At 36.7% G+C, this 20,331-nt stretch carries 15 protein-coding genes; 6 read left to right on the top strand and 9 right to left on the bottom strand.

Going from position 1 to position 20,331, the window contains the following annotated elements; translation table 11 throughout:
* Positions 1-8: 8 nt before the first annotated feature.
* The 3 genes from rlmB to IE155_RS15340 form a co-directional block, all read right to left on the bottom strand.
* The gene (rlmB, locus tag IE155_RS15350) at positions 9-761 is read right to left on the bottom strand and encodes a 23S rRNA (guanosine(2251)-2'-O)-methyltransferase RlmB (RefSeq protein ID WP_189379134.1); all 753 of its coding nucleotides are present in this window, start codon (positions 759-761) and stop codon (positions 9-11) included.
* 37 nt (positions 762-798) lie between these two features.
* On the bottom strand, positions 799-3,264 hold the full coding sequence (gene rnr / locus IE155_RS15345; RefSeq protein WP_189379205.1) for a ribonuclease R: 2,466 nt from the start codon (positions 3,262-3,264) through the stop codon (positions 799-801).
* A 116-nt stretch (positions 3,265-3,380) separates the two neighbouring features.
* Positions 3,381-4,007, bottom strand: coding sequence for a tetratricopeptide repeat protein (locus IE155_RS15340; RefSeq protein ID WP_189379133.1), 627 nt, complete (start codon positions 4,005-4,007; stop codon positions 3,381-3,383).
* A gap of 232 nt (positions 4,008-4,239) precedes the next feature.
* On the opposite strand from IE155_RS15340, the gene IE155_RS15335 reads away from it, so the two are divergent.
* Both IE155_RS15335 and IE155_RS15330 read left to right on the top strand, forming a co-directional pair.
* Positions 4,240-5,253, top strand: coding sequence for a GGDEF domain-containing protein (locus IE155_RS15335; protein WP_189379132.1), 1,014 nt, complete (start codon positions 4,240-4,242; stop codon positions 5,251-5,253).
* A 120-nt stretch (positions 5,254-5,373) separates the two neighbouring features.
* A complete protein-coding gene (locus IE155_RS15330) occupies positions 5,374-6,555 on the top strand; it encodes a cyclic di-GMP phosphodiesterase (RefSeq protein ID WP_189379131.1) in 1,182 nt (393 codons plus the stop codon).
* Between the two features lie 119 nt (positions 6,556-6,674).
* On the opposite strand, the gene IE155_RS15325 is transcribed toward IE155_RS15330, so the two are convergent.
* The 4 genes from IE155_RS15325 to IE155_RS15310 all read right to left on the bottom strand — a co-directional run bounded on the left by IE155_RS15325 (position 6,675) and on the right by IE155_RS15310 (position 12,284).
* Positions 6,675-9,821, bottom strand: coding sequence for an efflux RND transporter permease subunit (locus IE155_RS15325; RefSeq protein ID WP_189379130.1), 3,147 nt, complete (start codon positions 9,819-9,821; stop codon positions 6,675-6,677).
* Between the two features lie 10 nt (positions 9,822-9,831).
* Positions 9,832-10,923 (bottom strand): efflux RND transporter periplasmic adaptor subunit, encoded by a 1,092-nt coding sequence (locus IE155_RS15320; RefSeq protein WP_189379129.1) that lies wholly within the window; start codon positions 10,921-10,923, stop codon positions 9,832-9,834.
* A 216-nt stretch (positions 10,924-11,139) separates the two neighbouring features.
* A complete protein-coding gene (gene erpA / locus IE155_RS15315; RefSeq protein WP_189379128.1) occupies positions 11,140-11,481 on the bottom strand; it encodes an iron-sulfur cluster insertion protein ErpA in 342 nt (113 codons plus the stop codon).
* Positions 11,482-11,552: 71 nt separating this feature from the next.
* Positions 11,553-12,284, bottom strand: a complete 732-nt coding sequence (locus tag IE155_RS15310; protein ID WP_189379127.1) for a DUF6776 family protein — start codon at positions 12,282-12,284, stop codon at positions 11,553-11,555.
* 30 nt (positions 12,285-12,314) lie between these two features.
* Between IE155_RS15310 and IE155_RS15305 the strand changes: the two genes are divergently transcribed.
* The 4 genes from IE155_RS15305 (at position 12,315) to hemL (ending at position 16,890) form a co-directional block, all read left to right on the top strand.
* Positions 12,315-14,030 (top strand): chloride channel protein, encoded by a 1,716-nt coding sequence (locus tag IE155_RS15305; RefSeq protein WP_229817370.1) that lies wholly within the window; start codon positions 12,315-12,317, stop codon positions 14,028-14,030.
* The gene (locus IE155_RS15300; RefSeq protein ID WP_189379126.1) at positions 14,030-14,458 is read left to right on the top strand and encodes a CopD family protein; all 429 of its coding nucleotides are present in this window, start codon (positions 14,030-14,032) and stop codon (positions 14,456-14,458) included. Before IE155_RS15305 ends, IE155_RS15300 begins: the two co-directional genes overlap by 1 nt.
* Positions 14,459-14,585: 127 nt before the next feature.
* The gene (locus IE155_RS15295) at positions 14,586-15,596 is read left to right on the top strand and encodes an aspartate carbamoyltransferase (protein WP_189379125.1); all 1,011 of its coding nucleotides are present in this window, start codon (positions 14,586-14,588) and stop codon (positions 15,594-15,596) included.
* Between the two features lie 13 nt (positions 15,597-15,609).
* On the top strand, positions 15,610-16,890 hold the full coding sequence (gene hemL, locus IE155_RS15290) for a glutamate-1-semialdehyde 2,1-aminomutase (RefSeq protein WP_189379124.1): 1,281 nt from the start codon (positions 15,610-15,612) through the stop codon (positions 16,888-16,890).
* An 82-nt stretch (positions 16,891-16,972) separates the two neighbouring features.
* Here the strand turns inward: hemL and IE155_RS15285 are convergent, their stop codons facing one another.
* Positions 16,973-17,368 carry a hypothetical protein gene (locus tag IE155_RS15285; RefSeq protein ID WP_189379123.1) on the bottom strand — a complete coding sequence of 132 codons (396 nt, stop codon included), beginning with the start codon at positions 17,366-17,368 and terminating at the stop codon, positions 16,973-16,975.
* A 207-nt stretch (positions 17,369-17,575) separates the two neighbouring features.
* Positions 17,576-19,948, bottom strand: coding sequence for a penicillin-binding protein 1B (gene mrcB / locus IE155_RS15280; RefSeq protein WP_189379122.1), 2,373 nt, complete (start codon positions 19,946-19,948; stop codon positions 17,576-17,578).
* Between the last annotated feature and the right edge of the window lie 383 nt (positions 19,949-20,331).

Genomic DNA, 20,331 nt, shown 5'->3' with positions numbered 1-20,331 from the left:
TATATCACTTATCGCCGTTGACGAACAATTTCGAACAAACAAATTCCTGTGGCAACAGACACATTCAAACTAGATACACTGCCTTCCATAGGAAGTTTAACTAATTGATCACAATGCTCTCTTGTCAACCTACGCATACCTTTACCTTCAGCGCCCATCACTAGAGCCATAGGCCCATCCAACGTGATATCATATAAGCATGTATCTGTTTCACCTGCAGTGCCAATAATCCAAATCCCCATTTGCTGTAGTTGTTTCATTGTTCGGGCTAAATTGGTTACTTGTACCAAAGGGACCGTTTCAGCTGCGCCAACAGCGACTTTTCGTACTGTTGCAGAGAGCCTTGCTGCATTATCTTTAGGTACTATAATCGCTTGTACCCCTGCAGCATCAGCATTACGTAAGCAGGCACCTAAGTTGTGAGGATCAGTTACACCATCTAATATCAATAAAAATGGAGCTTTACCTTGATTTTCCGCATCCTTAAGGATGATATCTAAATCAGCTTCTGTATAGATTTTTCCTGGTGTTATACGTGCAACCACACCTTGATGTTGCTCACCTTTACTTTTATCGTCCAATACTTTTCGATTAACCATTTGCGTCGAAATATTATATTTTTTAGCTAAATTGATAATCGGCATTAAACGTTCATCTTCACGTCCCTTTAATAAGAAAAGTTCAATAAAACGCTCTGGTGAACGTTTTATTAATTCGTTTATTGCATGAATTCCAAATACTATATCGTCTTGCTTTGCCATAATTTTCTTTACTATCTATTAACGTTTATAAGTTCTACTACTTAGCTTTATTTTTACGAGCATTTTTTCCTGGACGCTTTTTACTCGCACTCGCTTTCTTAGGCTTAGCTTTTTTAGGTTTATTCTTCTTAACTGATGCTTTTTTAGTAGTGCCCTTAAACTCAGGTGAGTTTTTATTTGACGCTCTGCCACGTACTGGTTTTCCATTACGACTATTACGATCAGAATTTTTTCTTAAACTTTTTCTACTTTCACCACTATCATTCCTAGGTAATGGTTTAGCTCGACTAATTACCGCATTATCACCCGATAAGACTAAATCAATTTTTTTCTCGTCAAGGTTTACTGCAGCAACTTGTACTTCAAGCACATCACCGACTCGATATATTGCCCCCGTTTTTTCTCCACTTAAGGACATTCTAACATCGTCATAATGATAGTAGTCATGGCCTAGAGAAGTAATATGAATTAAACCTTCTATGTGCAATTTAGACAAACGCACAAATAAGCCAAAATTCGTTACCGTTGAAATTACCCCGGTAAATGTATCCCCCACGTGATCTTGCATGAATTCACATTTAAGCCAGTCGGAGACATCACGGGTAGCATCATCTGCTCGTCGTTCGGTCATGGAACAATGCTCACCCAACTCTACAACGGCTTCTTGAGGATATTGGTAAAAGCCTTGATTAGCGTCACTAGATTCTTGCTGTTCTAATACCGCTTTAATAACACGATGTATCACCAAATCAGGATAGCGACGAATAGGTGAAGTAAAATGACTATATGAATTTAATGCTAAGCCAAAATGGCCAACATTATCACTTTGGTAAACAGCTTGTCTCATTGAGCGAAGCAGCATAGTTTGAATAAGCTCTTGATCTGGGCGACCCGCTATTTTAGCTAAAATATTGCTATAATCTCGTGGTTCAGGTAAACCATCTTCACTATCACTTTTTGGCATTTGCAAGCCAAGCTCAGAAAGGTAAGTCACAAAATTTGCGAACTTTTCTTCGCTTGGTTTATCGTGAACCCTAAAGAGTCCTGCCACGTTATGTTTTTCTACAAACTCAGCAGTTGCTACGTTTGCTAACACCATACACTCTTCAATAATTTTATGAGCATCGTTTCGAATTAAAGGTTCTATTGATTCTATTTTACGGTCGGCATTAAAAATAAATATGGATTCTTCAGTTTCAAAGGCAATAGCGCCTCGCTCAACTCTTGATGTTGTCAAAGCTAGATACATTTGATAAAGATTTTCGAGATCAGCCACTAATGGTTGATATTCTTTACGTAATTCTTCATCACCCTCTAAAATAGCCGCAACTTTCGTATAGGTAAAACGCGCTTTTGAACGCATAACCGACGGATAAAACTGACTATCAATTAATTTACCGCTAGCACTTACTTCCATTTCGCAAACCATACATAGACGATCTACATCAGGGTTTAACGAACAAAGACCATTTGATAATTTTTCAGGTAACATAGGAATAACTTGGCTAGGAAAATAAACAGAGTTACCACGAGCGATTGCTTCATCATCTAATGCGGTATTAGGACGAACATAATAACTTACATCAGCAATAGCGACCCATAAACGCCAACCTCCGCTTTCAATCGGTTGACAATAAACCGCATCGTCAAAATCCCGCGCATCTTCACCATCTATGGTGACTAATGGCAATTGACGTAAGTCTTTACGTTGCGATTTAACTTTTTCTTCGACTTCGTCTGGTATAAGCGCAACTTCTTGTTCTACTTCATGTGACCACTGGTAAGGTAAGTCGTGCTCACGCAGTGCAATTTGAATTTCCATGCCTGGAGCCATATGTTCACCAAGCACTTCAATAACTTTGCCAACGGCATTGGCTCTTTTTGAGGGACGTTGAATAACTTCAACCACCACCATTTGTCCATGACGAGCCCCCATTTTTTCATCCGGGTTAATTAAAATATCTTGTTTAATACGCGCATCATCAGGCACAACAAACGCAATATTATGTTCAACATAAAATCGACCAACGATGCCCGCTTTTCTTGGCTCAATCACACCAATAATTTTTATCTCTTGTCGACCTTTTCTATCGGTACGATCAACTAAAATAGCTTCAACAATATCACCATGAATAACACGTTGCATTTCATGAGATGAAATATAAAAATCTTTACCTTTTTTCCCGCCAGCAGGCACATCAGGTTCAAAAAAACCAAAGCCATCGCGATGACCAATAACTTTACCTGTGATCAAGTTACTTTTAGGGGTAATAGCATATTGTTTAAACTTATTGAAAATTATCTGGCCTTCATTTTCCATTGCACGCAAACGGCGTTTTATACCAACAAGTTGATAATCTTCTTGGTAATTTAATATTTTTGCTATGGCTTTAAAGGTCAATGGGGTATGAGCCTGTTCAATAATCGATAATAACAACTCTCGACTTGCTACAGGCTGATCGTATTTTTCGGCTTCGCGTTTTAAATGTGGGTCTTTAATGATGAATTTACTTAATTAATTAATTAATGAGATCAGTATAACGTAGTTAAACTAAGCCCGCGATAATTTAAATTACCCTGATAAAAAAACATTCAGTGTTAACGTAAATTGAGTTGTTTTTAATACTTTCCTTTTTTAGCGGCATCAACCACTCTATCAGGCAGTTTTTCAGCAAGTTTAGCAAGCAATACTGTAATTTTTTGATGTGTTTTTTTATCATCTGTTAACGAATGATGAAGGAGCGAATAGAGTTCAGGATAGTCTAATGGGCTTCCCTCTCCTTCATTATAGATTTCAGCAAGGCGAATTTGTGCCTTCAGGTTATTTAATATTGCCGCCTCTTTAAGGAAAAGTATTGCCTTACGTAAATCGGGTTGCATAAATTTACCGATATGATAGTAACGTCCTATCTGCTCAAGGCCTTCAGGTAAACCTTGATCAGCAGATAACTGCATGTAATGTAAGCCCAACTCGATATCTTTTTTCACACAAACTCCATACGCCAACATGTCGCCCCATAAAAATTGATAAGCAGGTATTTCTGACTTCAGGGCTCTTGCTTGTATATCATCAACTAACTGGCACTCATCAATAACAACTTGGCTTAAATGTTTATTTTCTCGAATAAGTTCAAGCAACTGATTGTCTGAATAAATTTGTACCGCTTCTAATTGTTGGGCATTAGCCTTAAAGTTCATTCCAGTCGTTAAAATCAATACAAAAATAATTAATCGTAAATTCAACATAATACCTTCATATTATTTATCATGAGTTTTAAGAAGTATCTTTACCTTTTAACTTATCGGCAAGATGTAATGTTTCTTTGATATTTTTGGTTCATCATACACACATCAAAATTAAAGCAAACTTAATACCACCTTGCTTTATTTAGAACCTAAGTACAAAAATAAAATTCCACTTGACTTAATTAACGAAAAGCTCAGAATGAAAATTAGTACTAAGATGCAGTGAGTAAAAATGTCTACACTCGAACAATTAATTGCACATTCAAAAACAAATGAAGAAATAGCACGTAAATTGTTTACGATTGAAACTGAAATTCTCAGTTGTCAATCTAGTCAAGAATTATTAAAAAAGCTTCTCGACTTAATTAAAGAGTCTTTTCAATTAACCGACATATACTTATTATTAGCTGATCCTACCCCTATCAGCTATTTATTAACCAGTAAAACACAATCAAAATGGCATCAACAAAACACTAAACGTATTAGTGCTACTAAATTACAAAATTTCCACCCTAATAATTTACCCTATTTAACGAATGATACCTATTTGGTTAACGGCATAGTACCTCAACATTTACAAAAAAACGCAGGCTCAATAGCTTTAGTACCAGTTACATTAGAAGGTCAATTTTTTGGTAGTTTATTGTTTACAGATCAAAACCCTAATCGTTTTACCACTGACTTAGGTACTTTTCACTTAGAGCAACTTGCCGTAAAAATTAGCTTATGTTTATCCAATGTATTAATCCGTGAACAACTCGAATATATGGCTCATTATGATCGACTTACAGGCATTGCCAATCGGCGTTTAATGGAAAAAACAATCGAAGAAGAACTGATTAGACAACGACGCTATCAAGTACCATTTTCTGTGCTTTTTATTGATTGTAATAAGTTTAAAATGATTAATGATACCTATGGTCATGATTGTGGTGATAAAGTCCTTTCTTATGTAGCTACGCAGTTACAAGAATTAATTCGTGAAAATGATAAATGTTTTCGTTATGCTGGTGACGAGTTTGTTGTCGTGCTAGCGAGTCAAACCTACCAAGAAGCAAAGCAAGCTAGCCAAAGACTCTGCGAATTTTTTATAAAAAACCCTATGCCTTACCAAAATTCGCACCTCGAAATAACCATCAGTTGTGGCGTTGCCGCAAGCGATGGATTATTAACTATGGATCAATTACTCAAAAAAGCTGATGAGCACCTATACTTACATAAAAAAGTGACGTCACGCAGCTACTAATACCTAAAGTAGAGAATAAGAAATAAAATGCTCCCTAAAAAGCATTATGTAAAATAACCAACACTGAATATAAGCAATAATTATTATTTTTAGTGAGAATGTATAAGGTTTTCAAAACGAATGCAGTTAGAAATAAACATCGCAGAATTAAGAGCAGGACATTTTGTCGTTGAAATAGCGTCACAACGAGGCACCTACAAATTAACTCAAGCTGGGCATATAAAAAATGAACTTGTGATAAAAAATCTAATAGCCAAAGGTGTCGAAAGTATCATTATAGATACGGACAAAACGCTAAATTTGACACCAAAATCACTAAACCTCGATGATGACTTCAAACCTATCCCACCTGAATCTCCTGGTGTTTTTGAAATAGATAAAGCGAAAAAGCTCTTTAACGAATCTAAAAGAATTCAACGCCAAGTATTTGATGCCGCTTTTGTAGGAAAACCTCTAGATATTCAACCAATCCATCAAGTTACCGACAAAACTATCGATGCCATTTTCAAAAACCCTGATGCGTTAGCCTGTATCATCAATATTAGAAAGAAAGATGAATACTTACTAGAGCACTCTGTTTCAGTATCTGTATTAATGACTATTTTTGCTCGTTTTTTACGGATAGACAAAGAAATTATTCAGCAGTTAGCTGTTGGCGCTTTTTTACATGATGTAGGTAAAATAATGGTACCAGAGGAAGTATTAAACAAGCCTGGCAAACTGACCGATGAAGAATTTACCCTCATGAAAACCCATGTAAATCACTCCATTGATATAATAAAAGCCACCCCAGGAATTTCTCCAATTAGCTTAGAAGTTGCTGCTTTACACCATGAGAAGTTAGATGGTAATGGCTACCCGTTTAATGTTAAGGGCGAAGACATTACCACTTATGGTCGTATGATTGCGATATGTGACATATTTGATGCACTAACAGCCCATCGTTGTTATAAAGATGGATATAGTCACATGAAAGCTTTTAGTATTTTAAGGAATTTAGGTGATAGCGGTCATCTAGATAAACGTTTAGTTAACTTATTTATTAATTGTATGGGGGTTTTCCCTGTAGGCTCCTTAGTTGAGTTAAATTCAAATAAATTAGCTATTGTTGAAAAACGAAACGCTGAAGATCCAACAAAGCCTAAAGTTAGAGCTTTTTATAGCGCTAAACATCATCACTATGTAGAAGCTAAAAACATTGACCTTTCTAAAGACAGAGATTTTATTATTAAAGGTGTTAGAGCCGATGATTTTGATCTAGACATGAACAAAATTATTGAATTTTTGCTCACTGAGGGATAATTATATCCAAGTTAAGTTTCTATTAACTTTTAAGAACAAATTCATTGCAATAAAATACCTCAACAACTATCTACTTACAGTAATATAACCAATTGATTGTATTACTGTAAGCAGGGGTTCTATGCTGCATCATCTACGGGATTTTTTCGTTTTAACCTAAAGAAATTAAAACGATCACTTTGTGCTGTATGCTCTTTATTTCTATCTCTCACCATTAATAAACAAGGTGTTAAGACCAAGGTTAATACGGTTGCAAAAGCTAATCCACCAGCGACAGCTGTTGCAAGCTGTGTCCACCATTGTGTTGACGGCGCCCCCCAAACAATAGTGCGATTAAAAAAATCTAAATTCACTTGTAGCACCATAGGTAACAAACCTAAAATGGTAGTAATTGTCGTCAACATTACAGGGCGTAGACGTTGCGCTCCCGTTCTTAGTATTGCGTCAACGGTATTATGCCCTTCTTTTCTGAGCATATTGTAGGTGTCAATTAACACTATATTGTTATTAACTACTATGCCTGCAAGCGAAATAACACCAATACCACCCATCACAATACCGAAAGGCTTTTGTAATAAAAATAGTGCGAGAAATACGCCTACAGTAGAAAATACAACGGCACTTAAAATTAAAAACGCTTGATAAAAGCTATTAAACTGAGTGACTAAGATAATCGCCATTACAAACAGTGCAACACCAAACGCATTGACTAAAAATGCTTGTGACTCTTCTTGATCCTCATTTTGGCCTTTTAATGAGATTTCAACCATTGGATCGATACCAAGTTCAGGAAATTTAGCTTGTAATATAGGTAACTCTTTGACCAATTGAGCACCAGAGATTAAATTAGCTTGTATGGTAACTACGCGTTTTCCGTCAACACGTCGGATAGTATCAACTTTAGGCGCAGCTTTACGTTCAACAAAACTACTCACGGGTACTAACCCTTGCGGCGTTTTCAATCGCAAGCTATCTAAGCGATCAATATTGCGTTTATCTTCTGGAAAGCGAACAAGAATATCAAGTTCATCATCAACATCATCTGGACGATATTCTCCTAATTTTAAACCATTAGTGACCATTTGCACGCTAGAGCCAACTAAGGCAGCATCAGCACCATAGGTTGCAGCTAAACTTCGATCAATTTTAAGTTGCCATTCAATACCTGGCTTAGGTGAAGTATCTTCTAAGTCGGTAAAATTACCATTAATCAAAAGTTCATTTCGAATAATTTTAACCGCACTATCAAGCTTTTCAGGAAAACGAGAGCTTAATTCAATCACTAAATCTTTGCCGTTTTGTGGTCCATCTTCATTTTTACGCACTTCAATTTCTACGCCAGCTAAATCATCAGTTCGTTGATGTATTTCAGCAATAATGTCATTTGCAGGACGTCTAGATTGCCAATGAGTAAAGTTTACTTGGAAGGTACCTATAATGTCATTTCCCCCTGTACGAGTGTACAAAGTTTTAATGGCTTCCATATCTAGAATACGTTGCTCAATATCATGCATTATGACATCTTTTTCTTTTACCGATAAATCGCCATGCGACCGAACGACCATAGTGGCACTGTTTGGCTCTATTTCAGGAAAAAATACGACACCAAGACCTGATGCACCATATAACCACATCACAAAAATAGCGACTCCAATAGTGCCACTGATAATTTTCCAAGGATGGTTTATTGCTTTTTGTAATATTGAGACATATTTTCCAGTGAAACCTGACAGATGGGTAACATCACCCTCTTCTGCTTGTAATACTTGAGCTTTCTCTTCCTCACTGATCACACGTGATTTACCAAAAACAGTTCCTAAGGCCGGCACAAAAATTAATGCCATTGCCAATGATGCCGTTAATACTGCAATTAAGGTAATAGGAAGATATTTCATAAACTCCCCCATCATGCCAGGCCAGAACATTAAAGGAGCAAAGGCTGCCAAAGTTGTAGCTGTAGAAGCAATTATAGGCCAGGCCATACGCTTAGCCGCATGACTATAAGCTACTTTTCTTGGTTTGCCTTCGCTCATTTCACGATCGGCAAACTCTGTAACAACTATCGCGCCATCGACCAACATACCTACAGCCATAATTAAGCCAAAAAGCACAACAATATTAACAGTTAACCCTGCAATGGCTAACACTAGGATACCTGTCAAAAATGCACCAGGAATTGCAAACCCCACCAACATCGCAGTACGCGTACCTAGTGCAGCAATAATAACAATGACAACTAAAAGTACTGCAGAAAAGACATTGTTTTGTAAATCAGACAAAGTATCTTTTACGTCAATTGATTTATCTCCAACGTAGTCAACCATGACTTGATTTGGCCAAATAGTGCGTTCGCTCTCAATTAACGCTTTAACATTATCAACAGTATGAATAATGTTTTCCCCTGAACGTTTTTTCACTTCAAGAGAAATAGAGCGCTCACCATTTAAACGTGCAAAGCCTGTTGGATCTTTATAAGATCGGCGAACCGTCGATACATCTTGAAAGGTAATAACTCGGTCGCCATTAACTTTGATCGGTAACTCTAATAAATCTTGTACCGTTTCAAATACTGAAGGCACTTTGATAGCAAAGCGTCCTTTACCTGTATCCATAGTCCCTGCAGGAACTAAGCGATTATTACGTTCTACTAAGTTAAAAATATCAGTTTGATCTAATCCATAACTCTCCATCAATAATGGATCAACTAAAATTTCAACCATATCTTCGCGATCGCCGCCAATATCAACTTCAAGCACTTCTTGCATGCTTTCAATTTTATCTTTTAAATCACGTGCTAATGTAAGTAAGCCTCGTTCAGACACTGGGCCTGATAAAATAACAGTAACTGCTGGTACTTGATTAGCCATAGTCACTTCATTAACAACGGGCTCTTCTGATTCAGAAGGAAGCTTTGCTTTTGCCAAGGTCACTTTATCGCGAACATCAGCTAATGCTTCTTTGGGATCTAAGCCTGCTAAAAATTCAATCGTCACTGAAGCATGCCCTTCGCTAGCACTCGACTTCATTTCTTTAATGCCAGCTAGAGACTTAAGCTCTTTCTCCATAGGTCTAACCAGCATACGTTCAGCATCTTCAGGTGAAATACCATCGTGTACCATAGAGACATAAATAATAGGAATAGTAACGTCTGGGTTAGACTCTTTAGCAATATTGGCGTACGTGACAGCGCCTGCAATAAGTAAGAGCGCAAAAATCATTAATATTGAACGGGTGCGAGCAATTGCAGCATCAATCATAGCTAACATACAAACTCCGTTACTTCACATCAGTGCTGATTACAGACTGAACTTTATCGCCAGCACGAACAAAACCTTGTCCAAGTGTAATAATATTCGCTTTTTCACCTAAACCACTTAACCAAACACCATCGCTTTCACTTTTTACAATATTAATTGCTGTAAATATTACCGTATCATTTTCCACTGTTTTTACACCGATATTACCTTTTTCATCGAGTGCAAGTAATGCCGGTGTTATTTTAATCGCTGGAACTTGTGCTAAGCTGATATTGACTTCACTACTTAATCCCGCCAATAACGCGCTATCTGCGTTATCTATACTCACTTCTATTTTAAAAGTATTCGTTTGCTCTTCAGCCACGCTTGCAATGTAACGTACAGAACCCAAGACTTGAGTTTTATTTAAAATACGTATTTGTGCTTTTTGCCCGACAGTCACTTGAGCTACTTGATTTTCAGTGACATAAGCTCGAATAACCAAAGGGTCTAAATCGGCAATCATAGCGACATCGTCACCACTTTTGACATAGTCACCCTCTTCAACATAGCGTTTATTAAGCACTCCGGTATAAGGGGCTTTTATGACGGTACGTTCAATATTCAATTCTAGATTTTTAATATCTGCTTTAACTGACATTAAGTTCGCTTGAGCATTACTCAGCTGTGCTTGCCCTTGGTAACCATTTTCTGCAAGTTTGAGCGCACCTTTGTATTCAATTTCACGTTGTTTGAGCAAGGCTTTATTTTTCTCTAATTGTGCCATCAGATCTGAAAGATCAAGTTTCACAATAATATCGCCTGCTTTAACAAACGCACCTCGTTGAGCCATTACTTCAATAACTTTCCCGGAAATTTCAGCTTTAATAGTTGTTATTCTATCAGGCTCAGTTCGACCATAAAGTTCAATGCTATCATTTACTTGCTCTGCAAATAATGTTTCAACCTTTACTTTAGGAATAATAACTTCATGCCCCTTTTTAGGAGGGAGATTTTCTTGTGCCTGCATTGCACCTGAAGCCATCCAAAGTATTAAAGATAATGTAATAGTAATCGCAATAATGTACGGTCGTTGAGCCAACCATTGCTTTCCTTTACCCATTTGTGTCATAAATCATTCCTAAAAAATAAACATCCAATAACGGACTCTATATTAAATCGCTTTCATTATTGAGATTAGCTGTTAATTGCTACAAAATATTTATACTAAAGTTAACACAGTAGGTAGCAAGCAGCTCGTGCTGAATAACTTTTAAGCAAAAAATTAACTATATAAATTTTTGTGCTAAAAAAACCGGCAATTGCCGGCTTTTTTACAATGAGAAAATTAGATAGAAAATGATGACCCACACCCACAAGTGCTTGATGCATTAGGGTTACTCACCAAGAAGCGACTACCTTCTAAACCTTCAACATAATCAACTTCACCATCAACAAGGTATTGAATACTCATGGGGTCAACCACCATAGTAACACCTTTCTTTTCAATGGTCATATCGCCTTCATTCACCTTTTCGTCAAAGGTAAATCCGTATTGAAATCCCGAGCAGCCTCCACCAGTTACGTATACACGTAACTTAAGATTAGGATTCTCTTCTTCCGTAATTAATGCATGTACTTTACTGGCCGCGGCATCAGAAAATTTAATTGGTAATTCAGCGCTTGACATAAAACTCTACTCATTCGAAAAATCGAAAACACAATTATCTTAAACTTGACTAATTTAATCAAGTATTAGGGCTACTTATTATTTGCAATCACGTCTTGCCAAACATACTTTTGGTCAACACGACGGTGTTCTTGCCAAGACGTTTTATCCAAAACAGTGGTAAGCACCAATTTTTCAGGTAAAAAATTCTCTGATAATGTGAACTCGCCTTCAATAATTTGGAAATATTTAAAACTAAATGCTAAATCTTTTTTACTAATGCTAGAGACATTTAGTAAAGAGACTTGATCCGGCTTATTATCTAAACTTCCATGAAAAGTTAATTCTATAGAGCCTCTGGCATAGCGTTTTCTAGCTTGTTGCTGTACTAACACCACTTGAAAACGAAAGTGATTTAAGCTTCCTGTGGGTGTTATGGTTACGTCATCAATTACCACTCCATCAACTTGTTTCTCAGGGGCCATTACTTTTTCATAAAAAGCGAGTTCTTTTTTTACTTTAAAATGATCTTTTTCAATTTCAGTCAGTAATTGCTGCGAACGCATATTTGCCATACGCTCAACTTCTAATTCTACCTCAAGTGTGTGTATTTGCTTAACTTGCTGCACCTGTTGCTCGTATAAATTGTCTAAACGAATTTTCTGCTGATTAATCGTTTGTATTTGATAACCGTGAAAGAAGTTACCCATTCGATAACCACAAAACAGACAAGTAATAATTAATAGGAGCAATAATATCGCTGAGCGAAAAGAGCCTAATTTATTAATAACCACATTTAAATTTATTTTTGCTAACCAACTCATATGAAAGGTATTATGATAACTTATTAAATAATGACAGATTATTATGCAAATCCATCAACTATGACACTACTATATTCGCTAAAAAAACATTTAGCTTTGCCAAAAACTTCTTGGCAAATATGTTTGTTAGCGGCAATTGGAGGTGTCGCGTCTGCTGGCTTGATTATACTTTTCACTGCCAGTATCGATTTCATACAGCAATGGTACTTACCGCAAAAAGAGGATTATACCAGCTTAGATGCAGTAAGTCGTTTTGATTTACCAATAATTGGCGCTTTACTGATCTTATTGTTTGCAAAGCTTACTGGATATAAATACTTAAGAACAGGCATTCCGTTTGTTTTGCATCGCCTTAAAGTTGCTCATGGTGTTATCCCTTTACGTAATACCCTTAATCAATTTGTAGGTAGTGTACTTGCATTGGCTTCAGGGTTTTCTGTGGGGCGTGAAGGACCTGCTGTTCATTTAGGAGCTGCTTGTAGTAGCTTTATCGGTAGCTTTTTAAAACTGCCCCATAATGCAATTCGTACTTTGTGTGCTTGTGGGATTGCTGCGGGTATATCTGCCAGCTTTAATACACCGCTAGCCGCAGTAATTTTTGTGATGGAAGTCATCATGCGTGAATATAAAGTCCACGTATTTATTCCTGTTATGATTGCATCAATTGTTGGTTCACTAATCACCAGTCATACATATGGACCCGCACATAAGTTTGAATATTTTAATAAAATCACTATTGTTGTTGGTGACTATCCTTTATTAATCATGCTCGGAATACTTTTAGGTATTCTAGCTTTTGCTTTTAATCGCTATTTAACACTTATTATCAAACATTCAAGTCAGTTTCATATTATATCTCGTTTTCTATTTGCAGCTTTAATCACTGGGGCGCTTGGCGCAGCGGTTCCACATGCAATGGGAACAGATTTAACCGCCATTGCATTCGCCATTGACGGTAATGTTCATTATCAATTATTACTCGGTCTACTCCTTGCTAAATTAATTATGACCATCGTTGCATTAGGGTTAGGCGTGCCTGGTGGTATAATAGGTCCCATATTAAGCATAGGTGCCATTGGGGGAGTTTCTGCCGCTGCAATAGCCAACCACTTCTTTTTGCAAGACACATTAATCACTGATTATGCGTTAATGGGAATGGCAGGCTTTATGGCTGCAACTTTAAATGCACCACTTGCAGCCTTAATTGCTGTTGTTGAATTATCAAATCAACTTGAAATAATTATACCTGCAATGATAGTAATAACCACGGCATCACTTACATCTGGTCAATTTTTTAACAATCGTTCTATTTTAGTAATGCAATTGGAAATTCAAGGGTTAATTTATCGCCACCCTCCTATAGAAAAGTCATTACTACGTATTGGTGCTATGGGTATAATGCAAGAAAACTTCCGTTTATTAGATCCCGAACACTTGTCTAATAACACGAATTTTTTGAATGTGAGTACTAATAATGAACTATTAATAGTTAAAGAAAGTTCGCCTTCTCCTAGCTTTACATTATTACAACCAATACAAGCTGCATTAAACGATACACCTCCTATTATAAAACAACAGAAATTAATTCCTTTATCATATCAAGCCACACTCGCGGAGGCTTATGCATTATTAAAAGATACACGTGACGGGGGTGTTTATTTGTATGATGGCGCTGAAGATAATATTATTGGCGTGCTAATGTTTGTACAAATTCGTCGCTACCTAATAGAAGGAAAAGCAAATTAATGAATATTCTTTGGTTAAAAGCATTTCATGTCGCTTTTATGGTCGCTTGGTTTGCCGGTATCTTTTATTTACCGCGTTTATTTGTCAATCATGCAGAAGCAGATAACCAGGTTATACGTGATAAATTAAAAGGGATGGAAAAGCGCTTATTATTTTTTATCACGCCGTTTGCCATTTTCACGGTGGCACTTGGTATTGCACTAATTTTCCAGTATGGCTATGAATGGTTTATACAGGCAAAATGGCTGCATTTGAAAATAAGCTTAGTAAGTATATTAATTATTTATCATGCATATTGTTTTAAATTATTGAAAGACTTTCAGCTTGATAAAAACAATCGCACAGGGCGCTTTTATCGAATTTTTAATGAAGTCCCCGTATTAATTTTATTTGCAGTGATTATTTTGGCTTACCTTAAGCCTTTTTAAGCAAGTAATTCAGACACTAGATATAAGGGGCTAGTGCCGACATATAATTAATGCTAATCCCCCTTCATTTATGCTATATTCTCGCCGCAATATTTACCTCACAACTTACATTAAGCGGGGCAATTTTATGATGACCTTTGAAGGTAGCCATATTCTTTCTGTTTCACAATTTGATCGTGAATCAATTTCAAAAATATTGACTGTTTCGTCACATATGGCTCCCTACGCCATGCGACATAAAAGCTGCCACGTACTCAATGGCGCTATTTTAAATAATCTTTTTTTTGAACCAAGTACACGCACCCGTGTGAGTTTCGGCACTGCTTTTAATTTACTGGGGGGCTTTGTAAGAGAAACTGTTGGCGAAGAAAACTCCTCATTAAGTAAAGGTGAATCATTATTTGATACCGCACGTGTAATTAGTGGTTATTCAGATGTAATTGCCATGCGACATCCTAAAATGCATTCAGTATCAGAGTTTGCAGAAGGTAGTAGTGTTCCAGTAATTAATGGTGGTGACGGTGCAAATGAACATCCTACCCAAGCATTACTTGATTTATTCACTATACAATCTGAAATGTTACCTTTTGGTAAATCATTAGATGGTCTTCATATCGTATTAATGGGAGATCTAAAACATGGTAGAACGGTACATTCCTTATCAAAGCTTTTGAGCTTATATAATAATATTCAAGTAACCATGATCTCTCCAACTGCTTTGCAAATGCCTGACAATGTTATTTCAACCCTGACGAATGCAGGCCATAAAGTGGTTATTACCGACAAACTTGAAGGTAATTTAACTTGTGATGTTATTTATCAAACGCGTATTCAGCAAGAAAGATTCCCAAGTCAAGATGAAGCTGATCTTTACCGCGGGCACTTTAGCTTAAATAGAGAGCTATACCAACAATATTGCCAACAACATACAGTGATCATGCATCCTTTGCCGCGTGACTCTCGTCCAGAAGCGAATGAATTAGATATAGATTTAAACGAATTAGATAACTTAGCTATTTTTAGACAAGCCCAAAATGGCGTATTAGTGCGAATGGCTCTATTTGCATTAGCCCTAGGCGTTGAAAACAAGCTAACTCAATACGAAAGACCAGTGACATGGTTTACAAATAAAAGTTAAAACAGGTGTTCTTATGCAAAACTCTCAGCAATTGTTCAATCACGCTCAAGATATTATTCCAGGCGGTGTAAACTCCCCTGTTCGTGCATTCAATGGTGTTGGTGGCACCCCATGTTTCATAAAGCGTGCAGAAGGCGCTTATATTTATGACGCAGATGATAATGCGTATATCGATTATGTAGGTTCTTGGGGACCTATGATTTTAGGCCATAATCATCCTGCAATATTAGATGCCGTAATAAAAACAGCAAAAAATGGCTTAAGTTTCGGTGCACCAACAGAGCTCGAAATAACCATGGCTGAAAAAGTAAAACAGTTGGTTCCTTCTATGGAAAAATTGCGTATGGTAAGTTCCGGTACCGAAGCAACCATGAGTGCAATTCGTTTAGCTAGAGGGTTTACTGGTCGCGATAAAATTTTAAAATTTGAAGGCTGTTACCACGGACATGCCGATTCTTTATTGGTAAAAGCTGGATCTGGTGCTTTAACAATGGGTGTGCCAAACTCTCCTGGCATACCTGCTGATTTTGCTAAGCATACCTTAACAGTTAGTTTTAATAACTTAACAGAAGTTGAAGACATTTTTGCAAAATACGCTGATGAAATTGCTTGTATTATTGTAGAACCTGTCGCGGGGAATATGAACTGTATTCCACCTGTCGATGGTTTTTTACAAGGGTTACGGAAGATTTGTGATCAATATGAAAGCGTTTTGATTTTTGATGAAGTAATGACAGGCTTTCGTGTTGCTTTAGGTGGAGCTCAGGCCTATTACAACGTAAAGCCTGACTTAACAACATTAGGTAAAGTAATTGGCGGCGGTATGCCTGTTGGTGCCTTTGGTGGTAAAAAAGAAATTATGGACTATATTGCGCCCGTTGGACCGGTTTATCAGGCTGGTACACTTTCAGGCAATCCCATAGCGATGGCCGCGGGGTTAGCTGCGCTATCAGAGTTAAGTCAAGGCGATAAACATCAACAATTGACTGACGCTACTGAAAAACTAGCTATGGGCTTAAAAGCGGCTGCTGAACGAAATGGCATTGCGCTTTCTATAAATTATGTTGGTGCTATGTTTGGCTTTTTCTTTACTGGTGAAGACACAATAACCAGTTATGAACAAGCAACTCAGTGTGATAGTGCATTATTTAAAAAGTTTTTTCATTATATGCTTGAAGAAGGCGTTTATTTGGCCCCATCAGCATTTGAAGCAAGCTTTTTATCAACCGCACATACTGATGAGATTATTGATAAAACTCTCGCAGCCGCAGATAAATGCTTTGCAAAGTTATAATTTGGCCGCTCGAATACTAGCCTCCTTTTTAAAAACTATAAAAGCGCCTTTAAGGCGCTTTTATAGTTTTTAACACTAATCATTACTTTTCACAGGTTACTAATAACTCTTGTTGTAACCAATTATATGCTTCTTGCCAGCCCATATTTAAGCCTGCAAAAGTTTGTACATTCCAAGCGTCGTGTGCTCTTATTTTAGCCAACTGGTTAACTTGATTTTTACTTTCGGCAGTATAATAAACAAAAGCAATAGCTTTTAAATTTTCATAAGAAGCTAGGCTTAATTTAGCCTCATAACTATAATCGTAATGATTAACGCGATTAATTAATAAAGCAAAGTCATCAGGGCAATATTTATCAATAAACTGATGACATTCCTCTACCATTTCGAGTGTCATTTCTATATTTTCATCAACAATAACTTCAACAATATTGTCTTCAAGCAATGTAAAGTAAGCAAAGCTTAGTCTTTGTTTCATTAGTACACCAAATAAAAAACACAATCCATTAGTCGAAGAAAATATCAACAAAGCCTTTTGTTAATATGCACCTAAAACATAAATGAAAAAAATTCATTCATATTAAAACTAAAGTAAATATAGTAACTATTAGATCAAAGTACAAATAAACACCGTATAAAAAACAAAAAATATAGAAAACAACAACTAAATATAAGATTTTATAGCTTAATTTCCGAATAACTTTTCAAACCACGACTTTTCTTTTGGTTTGTCTTTATTTATCTCTACTTCTGAGCAGTCATAGTGTAATACAATTCCTGCGGAAATCGCTGGTACCTTGGTGGTATTTGGGCACTCTTGCGCAACTGCATAACCCGTTTCGCGTTCAAATTCGGCTAAACTTACGCCAGTTGGCATTGAGAGGTTTATTGAATTAACCCCATAACGCTTCATAAATTGTGCATACAGTACTAATGCACCGCTACTACCAGTGAGTTTAGTCGCATTATTGTCATCGTTACCTACCCAAGTTGTCACAAGTGTTTTTTGATCGAACCCCACATACCAAGAATCGCGTTGATCATTTGTAGTGCCTGTTTTACCTGCTGTAAGCTGTCCACTTAAACGCCACGCTAGCGATTTAGCACTCCCTGTTTTTGTTACCTGTTGTAAAGCATAGTTAAGTAAGTAACTCGCTTGAGTTGATATATATTGTGGCTCTTGGGCTTCAAATTGCCACAAAGTTTCTCCTTGAGCTGAAACTATTTTATCAATCGCATGTCCTTCGATAAAAAAGCCATTACGGGCAATAGGCAAATAGAATTGATTAACTTCATAGGGCGTCATATTTATTGAACCTAACAACATTGAAGGCCGCATAACAATATCATCAGGATAACCAAGTAAATGTATTGCTTTAGCGACATTATCCAAACCCAATGCCATACCTAAGTTAACAGAAGGTATATTGAGTGAGCGTACTAAACTATCTAGTAACGATACTCGTTCGTTATATTTACCGTCGTAATTTTTAGGTTGCCAAGTTTCTTCTCCCTCAACGGTAATAGTCAACGGCTTATCTTCGAGAATTGTTGCCAGATTATATTGCTGATAACGTTCTAAAGCAGAAAGATATATCGCAGGTTTTATTAGTGAGCCAATAGGCCTTGTTGCGCTCAATGCACGGTTAAATCCTGCAAACCCCGATTCTTTAGCGCCAAGCAGCGCTTTTATTTCTCCATTTTCTATATCAGTTACTACCATAGCAGCTTGTAATGCTTGTTCATTATTCTTATCTAAATTAACTAATTGCTCTTCAACCGTCTTTTCAAGCATTTGTTGGGTGTAATGTGAAAAACCGGTAAAAACTCTAATGCCAGATTGTTGGACATTTTCAAATAATATTTGTGATAACTCTCGTTTAACTAGTTGCAGATAGGCTGGAAATTTTAATGTGCTTTTTATTAGGCGGCGTTGTTTACGAATAGCTAATGGTAACTTTACAGCTTCAACAAATTCTTCTTTTGTTAGCAATTCATGCTCAAACATCAAACGTAACACTAAATCACGGCGCTGACGTGTGCGCTCTTCATGTCGCCATGGATCATAATAGCTTGGTCCTTTAATAACACCGATCAACGTTGCCATTTGGCCATAATTGAGTTGTGCAATACTTTTACCAAAATAGAACTCTGCAGCTAAACCAAAACCGTAAATACCATTAGCGTAATGTTGCCCTAAATAGACTTCGTTTATATAGGCTTCAAGTAATTGATCTTTGCTATAACGGTACTCTAACAACAGCGCCATAATAGCTTCGTTAATTTTACGCGTTATTGTTTTATCTCGAGTTAAGTACATATTTTTAACTAATTGTTGCGTTAATGTACTACCACCCTGCACTGTTCTACCTGCAACAATATTGTTATAGGCAGCGCGAAGAATTCCTATTGGTGATACTCCTGAATGGAAGTAAAAATCGCGGTCTTCCACTATTAATAAGGTATCAAGCAGTAATTCTGGAACGGACTGAAGCGGTACCAGTACTCTGTCTTCTTTATTCTCAGGAATAATTCGATCAAGCAAAATAGGTTCTAATGCAACCTCATTCACAGGCTGATCATCAATATAAACTTGTGTAACCACATTATTTTTTGCATCAATAGTAATGACATCTGTAGTTGTTACACCACTTCCAAAGTCAAACGGGCGACGATAAATAATTAATCTATTTTTACTCGCTGCAAATTCACCTGACTTGCTTGGAGAGTTAACACGCTGATATCCATTGAGTAACAAAGACTCTCGAATATGAGCAAAATTAATATCATCACCTTGTTTAAAGCGCTCAACTTTACCAAAAACCTGTACCGGCACTTGCCAACGTTGACCTTCAAATTTAGCGACTACTTTACTATCAAGGTATAAGGTATATGCAGCTAACAAAGCAAAAAACACTAAAAACAATTTAAATAGAAAGACAAATGTTTTACGCCATGAAACTTTCGCAAATAGACTGGTTTTGTTAGGAATAGTAGCCTCGTTTGAGGCTTTAGGTTCAGCTTTTCCTTTGCGTTTTTTATCTGAAATTTTTGTCATTAATTACGTCGTTTTGATCTGTTTGAAATAGTTTAATAATGAGCATTAAAATACATACTGCGTTCAGGGTTTGTAAATTCTATAGAAGTAAAGTTATATATTACCTTCTCAACAAACTATTCATATTTAATGTTTGAATATTTAACACTCTAAGTATAACTTTAACTCATAAGGTTGGGGAAATCTCGAATACTATGAAGATAAAGCTATTACTTTTAACATTTCTTTTAACAATTCCTATTACAGGCTTTTGTCAAAAGAAATTAACAATTGCTTTTGGTGATGCACTAGCTCCTTGGGTTGATCTTCCCCCGATTTTGTAGACCTCTAGCTTCCAGTTAAAAACTGGTTTTCATACTCATCAGGTGACACATGACCAAGGT

Source organism: Thalassotalea profundi (assembly GCF_014653195.1).
In the GTDB taxonomy this organism is placed as follows: Bacteria; Pseudomonadota; Gammaproteobacteria; order Enterobacterales; family Alteromonadaceae; genus Thalassotalea_B; species Thalassotalea_B profundi.
This window is presented reverse-complemented; position numbering and strand designations above follow the sequence as displayed.